General features: G+C 72.2%; 10 protein-coding genes. 6 read left to right on the plus strand and 4 right to left on the minus strand.

Annotation, left to right across the window (positions count from 1 at the left end; translation table 11 throughout):
- Positions 1-46 precede the first annotated feature (46 nt).
- Together FHR82_RS27145 and FHR82_RS27150 are read left to right on the plus strand one after the other, a co-directional pair.
- Positions 47-787, plus strand: coding sequence for an ABC transporter ATP-binding protein (locus tag FHR82_RS27145; protein WP_221464256.1), 741 nt, complete (start codon positions 47-49; stop codon positions 785-787).
- Entirely contained in the window at positions 787-3,252 is a 2,466-nt protein-coding gene (locus FHR82_RS27150; protein ID WP_184813293.1) for an ABC transporter permease, read from the plus strand. Before FHR82_RS27145 ends, FHR82_RS27150 begins: the two co-directional genes overlap by 1 nt.
- On the opposite strand, the gene FHR82_RS27155 is transcribed toward FHR82_RS27150, so the two are convergent.
- Positions 3,239-4,072, minus strand: coding sequence for a metallophosphoesterase family protein (locus FHR82_RS27155; protein WP_311771299.1), 834 nt, complete (start codon positions 4,070-4,072; stop codon positions 3,239-3,241). The two genes, FHR82_RS27150 and FHR82_RS27155, sit on opposite strands and share 14 nt — an antisense overlap.
- A 134-nt stretch (positions 4,073-4,206) precedes the next feature.
- On the opposite strand from FHR82_RS27155, the gene FHR82_RS27160 reads away from it, so the two are divergent.
- Positions 4,207-5,223, plus strand: a complete 1,017-nt coding sequence (locus tag FHR82_RS27160; RefSeq protein WP_184813295.1) for a C40 family peptidase — start codon at positions 4,207-4,209, stop codon at positions 5,221-5,223.
- A 63-nt stretch (positions 5,224-5,286) separates the two neighbouring features.
- Here the strand turns inward: FHR82_RS27160 and FHR82_RS27165 are convergent, their stop codons facing one another.
- The gene (locus FHR82_RS27165) at positions 5,287-7,053 is read right to left on the minus strand and encodes a BCCT family transporter (RefSeq protein WP_184813296.1); all 1,767 of its coding nucleotides are present in this window, start codon (positions 7,051-7,053) and stop codon (positions 5,287-5,289) included.
- Between the two features lie 40 nt (positions 7,054-7,093).
- Positions 7,094-8,335: an MFS transporter gene (locus tag FHR82_RS27170; RefSeq protein ID WP_184813297.1), complete on the minus strand. Its 1,242-nt coding sequence runs from the start codon at positions 8,333-8,335 to the stop codon at positions 7,094-7,096.
- Positions 8,336-8,415: 80 nt separating this feature from the next.
- Between FHR82_RS27170 and pdxR the strand changes: the two genes are divergently transcribed.
- On the plus strand, positions 8,416-9,828 hold the full coding sequence (gene pdxR, locus FHR82_RS27175) for a MocR-like pyridoxine biosynthesis transcription factor PdxR (protein WP_184813298.1): 1,413 nt from the start codon (positions 8,416-8,418) through the stop codon (positions 9,826-9,828).
- A 26-nt stretch (positions 9,829-9,854) separates the two neighbouring features.
- Positions 9,855-11,285: an aldehyde dehydrogenase (NADP(+)) gene (locus tag FHR82_RS27180; protein WP_311771300.1), complete on the plus strand. Its 1,431-nt coding sequence runs from the start codon at positions 9,855-9,857 to the stop codon at positions 11,283-11,285.
- Positions 11,286-11,293: 8 nt separating this feature from the next.
- Here FHR82_RS27180 and FHR82_RS27185 read toward each other — a convergent pair whose 3' ends face one another.
- A complete protein-coding gene (locus FHR82_RS27185) occupies positions 11,294-13,048 on the minus strand; it encodes a gamma-glutamyltransferase family protein (protein WP_184813300.1) in 1,755 nt (584 codons plus the stop codon).
- Between the two features lie 156 nt (positions 13,049-13,204).
- Between FHR82_RS27185 and FHR82_RS27190 the strand changes: the two genes are divergently transcribed.
- Positions 13,205-13,486 (plus strand): metal-sensitive transcriptional regulator, encoded by a 282-nt coding sequence (locus tag FHR82_RS27190; protein ID WP_184813301.1) that lies wholly within the window; start codon positions 13,205-13,207, stop codon positions 13,484-13,486.
- The last annotated feature ends 91 nt before the right edge of the window (positions 13,487-13,577 follow it).

The following is a 13,577-nucleotide window of genomic DNA, read 5'->3' on the forward strand; positions in this document are numbered from 1 at the left end:
CCGCGGTCCGATGTGGCGGACGGGGGATTCGGAGACCGTTGACGCCATGCAGAACCAACCAGCGGCGCGGGCCCGCGCGCTCACCAAGGTCTACGGCGACGGCGATTCCCGTGTCGTCGCACTGTCCTCCGTCGACGTCGAATTCTACAGTGGACGGTTCACGGCGATCATGGGGCCGTCCGGCTCCGGCAAGTCCACGCTCATGCACTGCGTCGCGGGCCTCGACGCGCCCACGAGCGGCGAGGTGTTCCTCGGCGACGCGGAGCTCGCGGACATGACCGACAACCAGCTGACCGCGTTGCGCAGGGACCGCGTCGGGTTCGTGTTCCAGGCGTTCAACCTGCTGCCGACGCTGACCGCGTGGGAGAACATCACGCTCCCGCTCGACCTGGCCGGCCGCGAACCGGACCGGGAGCTGGCGGACGCGATCGTCGACGCCGTCGGGCTGCGCGACCGCCTGCACCACCGGCCCGCCCAGCTCTCCGGCGGTCAGCAGCAACGCGTGGCGTGCGCCCGCGCACTGATCACGAACCCGGACGTGGTGTTCGCCGACGAGCCGACCGGCGCCCTGGACTCCCGGTCCTCGGCCGACCTGCTGGACCTGCTGCGCACGAGCGTCGACCGGTTCGGCAGGACGGTGGTGATGGTGACCCACGAACCCGCGGCCGCCGCGTACGCGGACCGGGTCCTGTTCCTGGCCGACGGCCGCCTGGTCGACGAACTGACCGCGCCGACCGCGGACCGCGTGCTGGACCGCATGAAGCACCTGGAACGGGTGGCCGTCTGATGCTGCGGGCGATGCTGCGCGACCTGCGCGCACACAAGGGCCGGATCGCGATGACCCTCGTGGCGATCGTGCTCGGGGTGACGTTCGTGGTCGCGACACTGGTGATCTCCGACTCGACCGCCGCGTCGTTCACCGGCGCGGGCACGCGGTCCGATGTGGACCTCGCGGTCCGCGGCCCCGAGGAGCAGCCGATCCTGACACGTGCCGACGTGGACCGCCTGGCCGGCGTGCCGGGCGTGACCGGCGCGACCGGCGTGCTCGTCGCGCGGGCGGCGGTCGTGGGCACCGACGGCAAGATCATCCCCGGCCGCCACGCCACCGCGGGCACCGGCTGGGACGACACCGGCCGCTTCGCGCTGACCGAGGGCCGGGCGCCGGCACGCGGTGAGGCGGCGCTGTCGCGGTCGGCCGCGAGCGAGGCAGGCCTGACGCCGGGTGACGAGGCGAGGATCCTCCTGCCGGGTGGTCGCGAGACCCGTGTCGTGGTCGCGGGCACCTTCGACTACCGGACCCTGGGCGTCGAGTCCGTCCCGGAGGTGGCGTTCGCGGCGTCGGCCGCCGGGGAACTGCTCGGTGACTCCTACACCCGGGTCGAACTGGCGGCCGCACCCGGCACACAGGTGAGCGCGGCGGTCCGGCAGCTGACGACCGCACCGGGCCTGACGGTGAGCACCGGTGAGGAACTCGCGGCCGAGGCACGGGACGAGGCGGACTCGGCGGCGCGGTCGACGCGGGAGTCGCTGCTCGCGTTCGTGGCGGTGGCGCTGCTGGTGGCCATGTTCGTCATCGCCAACACCTTCACGATGCTGGTCACCCAGCGGGTGCGGCAGTTCGCGCTGCTGCGGGCGGTGGGCGCGAGCAGGCGGCAGGTCCGCCGCACGGTGTTGCTGGAGGCCGCGGCCCTGGGGTTCGCCGGCGCGACGGTCGGTGTGGTGGCGGGTGTCGCGCTCGGGCTGCTCGGCATGTGGGCCTTCACCCCGGCGGACGAGCCGGTCACCTACGCCGTGTCACCGCTGGCCGTCGGCATCGGCTACGCGGTCGGCATCGGCGTGACCGCGGTCGCGGCGTGGGGAGCGTCGCGGCGCGCGGCGGCCGTACCGCCGATCGCCGCACTCCGCCTCGACGCCACCTCGGGCGGCCCCGGCCACCGCGGCGGCCGGGTGCGCGCCGTGGCCGGGGCGGTGCTGCTCCTCGTCGGTGTCCTGGCTGTCGCGCTGCTCTCCGGCGAGGGCCTGAGCACGACAGAGCGGGTGCTGTGCCTGGCCGCCGGGGTGGTCGGCTGGCTCGGGGTGCTGCTCCTCGCGCCGCTGCTCGCCGCCGTCGTGCTGCGGCCGGTGGCGCGGCTCGCCGGGCGGCGGGGCGGGCCGGTCGCGCGGCTGGCGACCCGGGGCGCCGTCCGCGATCCCCGCCGCACCGCGGCCACCTCGTCGGCGCTGCTCGTCGGGCTCGCGCTCGTCTGCGCGTTCGCGACGCTGGGGGAGACCATGGTGTCGATGTCCGGCGCCGCCGTCCGGACCACGGTGCCGGCGGACGCCACCATCCTGCGCTCGGCGTCCGGGGACGACCCGCTCGGCGCCGACGTGCTCGACCGGGCCCGCGCGACCCCGGGCGTCGACCGGGTCGCCGCCGATCGGTACACCCTGGTCGGCATCACCCACGCCGGGGGCACCGGCCGCACCTCGGTGTCGGCGATCGAACCGGCCGGGTTCACCGGCGTGCTCACGCCCAGGATCGTCGAGGGGAGTGGTGACCTGCGGCGCGGGGTCGTGGTCGGCACCAACGAGGCCGCGATGCTCGGGGTGGGCCTCGGCGACGAGGTCGCGTTCGAGTTCCCCGGCGCGCCACCCGTGCGGCAGGAGATCGTCGGGATGATCGACACCATCGAGGGCCAGCCACTGTTCTACCTCGACGTCGACCGGGCACCGGCCGCGCTCCGCGACCGGGTCACCACCGTCTACGCGATGGGGGACGCGCGGGCGGCGCTCGACGCCGCGTTCCTGCACCGGCCCGACGTGGCGGTGACCGACCGGGAAGGGGTCCTCGCCGAGGGGATCGCCGAGTTCCAGCTACTGCTGTCGGTCATGTACGCGATGTTCGGGGCCGCGATCGTGATCGCCGTGTTCGGGGTGATCAACACCCTCGCGCTGTCGGTCATCGAACGGTCACGGGAGGTCGGGGTGCTGCGCGCGGTGGGGGCGACCCGGCGGCTGGTGCGGCGCACCGTACGGCTGGAGAGCATCGTGATCTGCGGGTACGGGGGCGTGCTCGGGATCGTGGTCGGGCTGCTGTTCGGCGCGGTCATGCAGCACGTCATGCTCGGCAACCCGCTGTTCGAATTCGGGGCGCCGATGCTGGTGGTGGTGATCTCGCTGGCCGGGATGGTGCTGGTCGGGGTGCTGTCGGCGATGTGGCCTGCGCGGCGCGCCGCGAAGACCGACGTCCTCACCGCCGTCAGGGCGGACTGACGGGCAGGATGCGGCGGGGCAGGCCGTGCGGGCGCGTCCTGGGCCGCCACTCCCTCGGGTAGCCCAGGGACACCTCCTCGAACGGCACCCCGTCGTACACCGTGCTCCTCGGGATGTGGAGGTGCCCGTACACCATGGCGGCGGTGTTGAACCGGGTGTGCCAGTCGGCGGTCAGCTCGGTGCCGCACCACTGGGCGAACTCCGGGAACCGCAGCACCATCGTCGGCTGCCGGACCAGCGGGTAGTGGTTCACGAGGACGAGCGGCACCGCGGGATCGCACTCCTTGAGCCGCCGCTCGGTCTCGGCGACGCGGGCCCGGCACCAGTCCTCGCGGGTCGGGTACGGGTCCGGGTGCAGCATGTACTCGTCGGTGCACACCACCCCCGTCTGGTGCGCGTAGGCGAGCCCGGACTCCTTGGTGTCGTGCCCGGCGGGCAGCCAGGTGTAGTCGTAGCCGAGGAACAGCGGCGCGATCGTCACCGGCCCGTCCGGGCCGTGCCAGGTCTCGTACGGGTCCTCGGGGGTGAGCACGTCCAGCCGCCTGCACAGCTCGACCAGCGCCTCGTACCGCTCGACGCCGCGGAGGGTGACGGGATCGTCGGGCATCGTCCACAGCTCGTGGTTGCCCGGCGCCCACACGACCCGCGCGAACCGCTCCTTGAGCAGCGACAGGACCCACGCGACGTCGGTGAGGCGTTCGCCCACGTCACCGGCCACGAGCAGCCAGTCCTGCGGTGACGCGGCACGCAGCTGTTCGACGACCTCGCGGTTCTCCTGGTAGGTCACGTGCAGGTCGGAGACGGCGACGAGGTTGCTCACGTGATCCACCCTAACGGTCGCGTTATGCCGGTTGCCCTACCGTGCAGTCGTTGGTGCCCGCTTCGCGAGGTTCCGACGGGATCGGTGACCTTTGGTGGAGAATGGACACCGACAACCGAACGAGGGGAGCTCGGGTGCGCGCACTGCCCGCATCGCTGGCCGGGATCGGAGCCGCGGTACTGCTGACCGCGACGCTCCTGACCGCGCCCGCCACCGCTCAGCCGACGACCGTGGCCGGGCTGCTCGCGCACTACTACGACCTCTCGGCGGAAGCCGAGCTCGTCAACGAGGAACTCCTGGTCGTCCAGGAGGAGCTCGCCGCCCACCAGAAGGCCTCCGCGGCCGCGGTCGAGGCCGCGGACGACGCGAAGGCCTCCGCCGACGCGCTCCGCGACAAGGCCACCGCCGCGCAGGACCTGGACCGGGTCGCCAACGCGTTGTCCTCGCGCCGCGACCTCGACGGGCTCACCGCGCTCGCCACCAGCACCAGCCCCGACGACCTCGTCGGCAAGCTGGAGGCGGCGACCCTCGCCGCGCACCTCACCGGCGGGCCCCGCAAGGGCGACGCCGCGCTCGAGGTGGCCGAGGACGCCGAGAAGAAGGCGGCCGCCGCCGAGTCGCAGGCGCAGGACCTCGAGGCGAAGGTCGCGGGCACCGCGGCCGAGGTGCGGCAGCGGCGTTCCGCGCTCGACGCGCAGATCGCCGAGGTGCGGACCGCGCTCGACAACCTCACCCCGGACCAGCGTTCCCTGCTCGAAGGCATCGAGGACTACGGCGGCGACGTCGTCATCCCGGGCGGCGACGCCGGGTCCGTGCTGGAGTTCGCGATCTCCCAGATGGGCAAGCCGTACCTGTGGGGCGCGGTCGGCCCCAGCTCCTACGACTGCTCAGGGCTCGTGCAGACCGCGTACCGGACCGTGGGCATCAACATGCCGAGGGTGTCCCGGCAGCAGGCCCAGGTCGGCAAGCGGGTCGACCGCTCGGACGTGCGTGCCGGTGACCTCGTCTTCTACGGCAACCCGGTCCACCACGTGGCGATCGTCGTCGACAGCGTTCGTGCGGTGCACGCGCCCAGTTTCGGGGAGAACGTCAAGATCGGCGGGATCGACAGCATCGGCACGATCGCGGTCATCCGGCGCATCGTGGGCTGACCTCGGCAAGCGACGAGGGTGCGGCCCATCGGGACCGCACCCTCGTCGTGCCGGGATCAGCGTCTAGTGCTTGCGACCGATGCGGAAGCCGTGCTTGCGCAGCTCGCCGACGTCCGTCGCGCGCAGAGCCTTCAACATCTCGTCCTCCTGGACCATCAACGGGTCCGTGCGCAGGTCCTTCCACAGCGACCAGCACAGGCCGACCATGATGATCGCGAACGGCGCCGCCACGATGATCGTCAGGTTCTGCAGACCGGACAACGCGTTGCCGCCGCCGTCACCCACCAACAGCATGACGATCGCGACCGCACCCATCAGCACGCCCCAGAAGACCACCACGGGCTTCTTCGGGTGCACCGAACCGCCCTGCGACAGCGTGCCCATCACGACCGACGCCGCGTCCGCACCGGACACGAAGAAGATCGACACCAGCACGATCACGAGTATCGCGGCCACTGTGGACAGTGGGAGGTGGGTGAGGAACGAGAACGTCATCACCTCGGACGTCGCCGACGGGTTGTACACCCACCTGCTCGGGTCGAACAGGTCGGCGGCCGAGCCGCTGGCCAGGTCCGCCGACGAGACACCTTGCGCGGCAAGGGCTTCCCGCTGCTGCTGGATCGCGGCACCACCGAAGATGGCGAACCAGAACAGGCTCACGACGCTGGGCACGAGGATCACGCCCGCCACGAACTGCCGGATCGACCGGCCGCGGCTGATCCGCGCGATGAACATGCCGACGAACGGCGTCCACGAGATCCACCACGCCCAGTAGAAGATCGTCCAGCTGCCGAGCCAGCTGCGCATCTCCTCGCCGCCGGTCGTACCGGTCCGCCCGGACATCTCCGCGAACTCGCGCATGTAGTCGCCGATGGCGCCCGGCACGAGGTTCAGTATCAGCACGGTCGGGCCGACGACGAACACGAACGCCGCCAGCACGAACGCCAGCACCATGTTGATGTTCGACAACCACTGGATGCCCTTGGCCACCCCCGACACGGCCGAGGCCACGAACGCGATCGTCAGCACCGCGATGACCGACACCAGCAGCATCGTGCTCGCCTCGCCGACCCAGCCGACGTAGGCCATGCCCTCGCCGACCTGCAGGGCACCGAGCCCGAGTGACGCCGCCGAACCGAACAGCGTGGCGAAGATCGCCATGATGTCGATCGCCCTGCCGAGCGGGCCCTCACTGCGCTTCTTGCCGATCAGCGGCGCGAACACCGAGCTGAACAACTGGGTGCGGCCGCGGCGGAACGTGCTGTACGCGATGGCTAGACCCACCACCGCGTAGATCGCCCACGGGTGCACGGTCCAGTGGAACAGCGTGGTCGCCATCGCCTGGTGCACCGCCTCGTCCGAGGCGGGGCCCGCGGAGCCGGGTGGCGGGGACATGAAGTGCGTCAGCGGCTCCACGACGCCGAAGAACATCAGTCCGATGCCCATGCCCGCGCTGAACATCATCGCGATCCACGACACGGTGCGGAACTCGGGTTTCTCCCTGTCCGCGCCGAGCGGGATCCGGCCGTACCTGCTGATCGCGAGCCCGATGGCGAACAACACGAAACCGCTTGCCACGAGCACGAACGCCCAGCCACCGTAGGGGATGACCCCCTCGTTCAGCACCGCGCCCGCGACACTGATCATCGATTCGGTACCGAACACGCCCCAGCCGAGGAAGGCGAGCATCAACGCGGCCGCGATACCGAAGACCCATTTGTCCGTCCGAGGTGGGCGATCGGCTGCCACCTCGATCTTTTCGGTGTCAGCAAGGACTTCTGTATCTTGTCGCGGACCTGTATCCGCTAGTTCTCGAGCGTCCGTATCCATACCAGCGCATGCTAACCGGTTGGTCAATTTTGGACACGTCTCACCCGGTGGTGGTGAGCAACGGTTGGGTCTCGACCCGGCCGCGCCGCGTCCGCTCCGCCCAGCGTACGGCCGGACCCATCGCGGCGCCCGCCGTGACGAAGACGGCACCGAGCAGCAGCCAGCCCGCGGTGCCCCACCCGAGCACCACCGTGGTCACGAGCAGCGGCCCGAGCATCCTCGCGACGGTGAACCCGGATCCGAAAAACCCCTGGTACTGGCCGTGGCGGCCCTCCGGCGCGAGCCCGAAGCTGATCTCCCACGCGCCGCTCGCCTGCATCATCTCGGCGGCCGCCTGCAGGCCCGCGGCGACGACGAGCACCCCCACCGCGGCCCATGCGGGCGCGCCGAAGCCGGACAGCGCGAACACCACGCACGCCGCGAGAAGTGTCACACCGGCGAACCGCATGAATCGTAATGCGCTCGCAAGGTTGGTCACCTTGTTCGCCACCCGCACCTGGAACAGCACGACGGACACCGTGTTGAGCACCAGCAGCAGCGACACCGTCCACCCGGGAGCGTTCGTCCGCGCCACGATCCACAGTGGAATGGCGAGCGTGATCAGCGGGATGTGCAGCTGCAACACCATGTTCAGCGCGGACACGACCGCGTAGGGCCGGTCGCGCAGCACCGCGAGCGCCGGTTCACCGTGTGCCGTGGCCGGGGTGGGGGCGACGACCGGCAGCCGCAGCAGCACGAGCGCCGAGACGACGAGGCTGACCGCGTCGACGGCGAACACCGCGAGGTAAGCCACCTCGGTGTCCGCCTGCAGCGCGAGCCCGCCGAACCCGGCACCCACGGCGATGCCCGCGTTGATCGCCGCCGCCAGCACGGCGCGCACCTTCGTCCGCTCCTGCGCGGGCACGAGCCCCGCGAGCAGTGCCTGCCTGGCCGCGTTCAGTCCACAGAGGGCGGTCGAGTACAGGCACGCCACGAGCACGAACGGCACGAAGTCCCGCACGAACAGGAACAGCACCAGTGCCGCGGCCGTGCACAGGGCCAGCAGGATCGCGATCCCGCGCGGCCCGCGCCGGTCGGCAAGGTGCCCGAGCGGCACGCCGGTGAGGAACCCGACCGCCCACCCGGCCGTGAGACCGAACCCGACCTGCGTCGGCGACAGGTCCACGATCCGGGTGAAGTACAGCGCCGAGCACACGAGGTACCCGCCGAGCCCGATCGAGTCGGTCAGCTGCGCGACCGCGAGGGGCCGGCTCGGGCCCGGAGGCGGGAGGTAGCGCGTCATGCACTCAATCTAGGAAGCCGATTGGTCGTATAGAAGATCCAATAACGACTATCCTCACTGGGCCAATGTAGGATGACCCGGTGGAGTTCCACGTCAGCCTGGCCGGGCGCGGTGACCTGTCCGCCCGGATCTACCGGCAGCTGCACGACGCGGTCATCGACGGCCGCCTGCGCTCCGGTGAGAAGCTGCCGCCGACCAGGGAACTCGCCCGCCAGCTCGCCGTCTCGCGCAACACCGTGGCGCTGGCCTACGAGCGGCTGACCGCCGAGGGCTTCCTCGTCGGCCGGGTCGGTGCGGGCACGTTCGTGTGCGCCACCCCGCCCGCCCTGCGGGCCGAACACGCGACCCGCGCGGGTGCGGTGCCGCCCCGGCCGGTGTGGCGGGACCTGGCCGTGCCCCCGGTCCGTGACGCGCCGCCGCCCGCGTACGACTTCCGCGTCGGTGTGCCGGATGTGCGCCGCTTCCCGATGGCGGCCTGGCGCAGTCAGGTCGCGCGCCAGCTCCGGGACGTGCCCGTCGAGGAGACGCTGTACGGCGACCCGGCCGGGCACGCCGGGCTGCGGTCCGAGATCGCCCGGCACATCGGCCTGTCCCGGTCGGTGCGGGTGCCCGCCGAGCAGGTGCTGGTCACGAGCGGTACCCAGCAGGCGCTCGACCTCGTGGCGCGGGTGCTCCTCGCGCCGGGCGACCGCGTGGCCGTCGAGGAACCCGGCTACGCGCCTGCCCGCGAGCTGTTCGCCTCGCACGGCGCCCGCGTGACCGGCGTGCCGGTCGACGCGGAAGGTGTTGTGGTGCACGAACTTCCGGACGACACGCGCCTGGTGTACACGACGCCGTCGCACCAGTTCCCGCTCGGCCCGCCGATGTCGCTCGGCAGGCGGACCGCGCTGCTCGAGTGGGCGCGGGACGTGGGCGCGGTGGTGGTCGAGGACGACTACGACAGCGAGTTCCGCTTCGCCGACCGGCCCCTCGAATCGCTGCACAGCCTCGACCGCGGCGACCGGGTCCTGTACGTCGGGTCGTTCTCGAAGACGATGCTCCCGATGCTGCGGCTGGGGTTCGTGGTCGCGCCGCCGTCGCTGTTCGCCGCGCTGCGGTCCGCGAAGCGGCTGGCGGACCTGCAGACGGAGACCACCACGCAGGGCGCCATGGCCGGGTTCATGGCCGACGGGCTGTTCGTGCGGCACCTGCGCCGCGCGACCCGCGAGTACGCGGCGCGGCGGGCGCTGATCCTGGCGGTGCTACGGCGCGACTTCGCCGACCGCCTCGAGGTGGTGCCGTCGACCGCCGGGCTGCACCTCGCGGTGTGGCCGGCGGGCGAGGTGGACGTGACCGAACTGGTCACCCGCGCCGCGGCGGCCGGCGTGGGGGTGGCGGACCTGGCGGAGTACCACGGGTTCGGGCCCGGCAGACCCGGGCTCGCCCTGGGTTACGGGCTGATCGAACATGACCGGATCGACGAAGGCCTGCGAGTGTTGGGTGAGGTGTTGTGAGCGGAACGAACCAGGGGACACCGCGCGTGTCACTGGAGACGGTGCTGACCGGGGCGGCCGCGGCGCGCGCGCCGTTCGCGGCGACCACGGCGGACCTGCGTGCCGCCGCGCTGCGGCGGGTGGCCGACGTGCTGGACGGGGCCGCGGGTGAGCTGGTGCCACTCGCGCACCGGGAGACCAACCTCCAGGAGCAGCCACGCCTGTACGCCGAGCTGGAGCGGACGACGTTCCAGCTGCGGCTGCTCGCCGAGACGATCGTCGAGGGTGGCTACCTGTCGGTCACCCTCGACTCGCCCGACACCTGCTGGCCGGCGGGCGGCCGGGCCGACCTGCGGCGGATGCTGGTGCCCGTCGGGCCGGTCGCGGTGTTCGCGGCGTCCAACTTCCCGTTCGCGTTCAGTGTCGCGGGCGGGGACACGGCGGCCGCGCTCGCCGTCGGCTGCCCGGTGGTGCTGAAGGCGAATCCGGGCCACCCGCTGCTGAGCGACCGCGTCGGCGAGCTGGTGACCGGTGCGCTGGCCCAGGCCGGCCTGCCGGACGGCGTGTTCGGGGTGGTGCACGGCATCGACGAGGGCCGGGCGCTGGTGCTGGACCCGAGGATCAAGGCGGGTGCGTTCACCGGCTCGCTGCGGGGCGGCCGGGCGCTGTTCGACCTCGCCTGCTCGCGGCCGGAGCCCATCCCGTTCCACGCGGAGATGGGCAGCGTGAACCCGGTGTTCGTGACCGCGTCGGCGGTGCGGGAACGGGCCGAGGGGATCGCCGAGGGCTACGTCGGGTCCTACACGCTCGGCGCCGGGCAGTTCTGCACGAAGCCGGGTCTGGTGTTCGTGCCGTCGGCGGAGGCGGCGGACTTCGAGTCGCACGTGGCCGCCGCGCTGGCCGGGCACGTCGCCGCGCCGCTGCTGAACGACGGGATCGCGGGCCGGTACGCCGAGGGCCTCGACGCGCTGCGGTCGCACCCGGCCGTGCGGGTGCTGGTGGCGGGGGAGGGCGTCGCGCCCACGCTGCTCGGCTGCGACGCCGCGGACTTCCTCGCCGCCAGGTCGGAGCTGCTGGTGGAGTGCTTCGGCCCGACCTCGATGGTGGTGCGGTACTCGTCGGCGGACGAGCTGGTGGCGTGCGCGCGGGCGTTCACGGGCGAGCTGACGGCGGCCGTGCACGGCTCGCTCGCCGACGACGAGGTCGAGCCGCTGGTCGCGCTGCTGACCGAACGGGTCGGTCGGGTGCTGTGGAACGGCTGGCCCACCGGGGTGTCGGTGACCTACGCGATGCAGCACGGCGGCCCGTACCCGGCCACCACCATGCCAGGGCACACCTCGGTCGGCACCACCGCGCTGCGCCGGTTCCTGCGGCCGGTCGTCTACCAGAACATGCCGCAGGCGCTGCTTCCCGAGGTGCTGCGTGACGGCAACCCGCTCGGGGTGCCGCGTCGGGTCGACGGGGTGCTGAGCCGCTGACCTCCCGGTTACCGCCCCACCGCGTAGCCCTGCATGCCGCGGGGGTTGGCGGCTGCCTTGAGCAGCCCGGTCTCGGTGTCGCGGGAGATCGCCGACATGCGGCCGAGCGACCAGCTGTCGACCACCTCCACGTCGTGACCGCGCCGCCGCAGCTCGTCGGCCGCGTCCGCCGCGCGGGCCTCGAGCAGCAGCTGCGTACCGGTCTGCCGCGGCCAGAACGACGACGCGAACGCGGTCGTGTGCCAGGCCGGCGAGTCGATCGCGGCCTGCAGGTCCATCCCGTGCACGGCGTGGTTGAGGAAGAACGCCACCTGCCACTGGTCCTGCTGGTCGCCGCCGGGTGTGCCGAACGAGAGCTGCACGCCGTCGCGGGTCGCGAACGACGGGGACAGCGTGGTGCGCGGCCGCTTGCCGGGGGCGAGCGTGTTCGGCAGGCCCTCCTCCAGCCAGAACATCTGCGCCCGGCTGCCGAGGCAGAAGCCCAGCGCGGGGATGGTCGGGGAGCTCTGCAGCCAGCCGCCGGACGGGGTCGCGGAGATGACGTTGCCCCACCGGTCGGCCACGTCGATGTGGCAGGTGTCGCCGCGGGTCGTGCCCTGCGGGGAGACCTCAAGCCCACCCAGCGTCGGCTCCCCGACGCCGGCCCCGGCGGGCCCGGCAGGCGCACCGCCTTCGAGCACGTAGCGGGGGAGTCTGCCGAGCCCGTTGCGCGACGCGGCGCCGGCGTCGGCGCCCACGAGCCGCGCCCGTTCTGCGACGTACGCCGGGTCGAGCAGCGCGGTGATGTCGGCGCCGTCGCCGAAGTTCGCGTCCCGGTCGGCGAAGGCCAGCTTGGTGACCTCGACGACGCGGTGGATCTCGTCCGCCGACGCCGGGCCGGGGTGGTCGCCCAGCGCCTCCAGCATCGCCAGCTGCTGCAGCAGGACCGGACCCTGGCTCCACGCGCCGACCTTGTGGACCTGCCAGCCGAACACGTCGCGGCTCACGGTCGGCTCGTAGCCCGGCCGCCACGCCGCGAGGTCGGCGCCGGTCAGCAGCCCGCTGTGCGGGTGGCCGGTGTCGTCGACGATCTCCGTGCGGCAGAACGCGTCGATCGCCTCGGCGACGAACCCCTCGTACCAGGCGGTGATGGCCGCGTCGAGCTGCGCCTCCCGGTCGCCGCCCCCGGCCTCTGCCTCGTCGACCAGCCTGCGGTAGGTCGCCGCGAGCGCGGGGTTGCGGACCAGCCCGCCGGTCTTCGGCGTTGGCAGCCAGAGGTCGGCGGAGGTGGGCCAGTGGGTGCGGAACAGTTCCTCGACCGTGGTGATCGTGTCCACCACGGCCTGCGCGACCGGGTGGCCGTGCTCGGCGTACCCGATGGCGTAGCCGAGCACGTCCCGCAGCGGCAGGGTGCCGTGGTCGCGCAGCAGCGTCAGCCAGGCGCCGACCGCGCCCGGCACCGTCGCCGCGAGCAGCCCGGTGCCCGGCACGAGGACCAGCCCCAGCTGCCGGAACCGCTCCGTCGTGGCGGCGGCGGGCGCGACCCCCTGTCCACACAGGACGCGCGGGGTGGGGTCGGTGGCCGTGGTGAAGATCGCGGGAACCTCGCCACCAGGCCCGTTCATGTGCGGCTCACACACGTGCAGCGTGAAGGCGGCCGCCGCGGCCGCGTCGAAGGCGTTGCCGCCACGTTCGAGGACCGCCATGCCCGAGGACGATGCGAGCCAGTGGGTGGAGGCCACCATGCCGAAGGTGCCCGCGAGTTCGGGACGCGTAGTGAACACGACGTTACGTTTACGGGATGCGACGGGCCGGGGGCAAGGTCAGCCACCTCACGTAGCCCCGCGGCCCGTACCCTGACGTGGCGACACGTCGACTCCCGGTACCCCCTGCGGGTATGGTGGTGGTTGGACGAGGGAAACAGCGGAAAGGGACGTCGGATGCGGGGCTACACCAGCGACAAGGACGGCTACCTCAAGCGCCTCCGCCGCATCGAGGGCCAGATCCGCGGCCTGCAGCGCATGGTCGAGAACGACGAGTACTGCATCGACGTGCTGACCCAGATCTCGGCGGCCACCAAGGCCCTGCAGGCGGTCTCGCTCGGGTTGATGGACGAGCACCTGAAGCACTGCGTCGCGCAGGCGCTGGTCGATGGTGGCAAGGACGCGGACGAGAAGGTCCGCGAGGCCAGCGAGGCCATCGCCCGGTTGGTGCGGTCCTAGGGCCTGTATCGAAGTCGGTCATAGCCATTCGTTGATGGCGGCGATGTGGACGGTGGCTTCGTAGCGGACGGCGAGTTTGTCGAACCGGGTA

It is taken from the genome of Actinophytocola algeriensis, assembly GCF_014203735.1.
In the GTDB taxonomy this organism is placed as follows: Bacteria; Actinomycetota; Actinomycetes; order Mycobacteriales; family Pseudonocardiaceae; genus Actinophytocola; species Actinophytocola algeriensis.